The organism is Protofrankia sp. Cj3, from assembly GCF_917627355.1.
In the GTDB taxonomy this organism is placed as follows: domain Bacteria; phylum Actinomycetota; class Actinomycetes; order Frankiales; family Frankiaceae; genus Protofrankia.
Map to the genome: position 1 here is coordinate 5,411 of NZ_CAKJTR010000250.1, position 686 is coordinate 6,096.

The window sequence follows — 686 nt, forward strand, 5'->3', positions numbered from 1 at the left end:
TCCGGGGACAGGAAACGACCGGTCCCGTCGAGGTTGTCCCCGGTCGCCGCGCTGACCGCGCCCGGGATGTGCCCCGCCCGCGGGTCGACGGGCTCCACCTCGCCGCGGTAACGCTCCGGCGCGCGGGCATCGAGCAGGACACCCGCGCGGGCCACCCGGGCGGCGCCGTCGGCGTCGAGCAGCGGCAGGTGTCCCGCGGTGAGCACGACGTCTCCGGGGACCGGGACGGTCTCCCCTGTCTCGATCTCGAAGCCGGCCTCCCGCCAGGCGCCCAGCGCGCCGTCGAGGATGCGCACGTCGTCCACGCCCGCCCAGCGCAGCAGCCACCACGCCCGAGCCGCGGACTGTCCCCCGTTGTCGTCGTAGACCACGACCGGCCGGCCGGCGGTGAGCCCCCAGCCCTGGGCCGACCGCTCCAGCGCCGCCACGCTGGGGAGCGGGTGCCGGCCGGCTCTCCCGCCTGGTGCGGCGGCGAGCTCGGTGTCGAGGTCGACATAGACCGCGCCCGGCAGGTGGCCCGCACGATAGTGATCACGGCCGTGTGGGTCGCCAAGAGCCCAGCGGACGTCCAGCAGCAGCGGCGGCGTGGCCGACAGCAGTTCGTCGTGCAGGCGCTTCGCGCCGACGAGGACCACGGATCCGCTGGGATCGCCCCGCCGCTGGGAGCCGCCGCCGATTCCTCCGTT

The 686-nt window shown here is 75.9% G+C and carries 1 protein-coding gene; it reads right to left on the minus strand.

Annotation, left to right across the window (positions count from 1 at the left end; genetic code table 11):
- A partial coding sequence (locus MJ783_RS21570; protein ID WP_239313299.1) for a sulfurtransferase occupies window positions 1–686 on the minus strand: 686 nt, incomplete at both ends.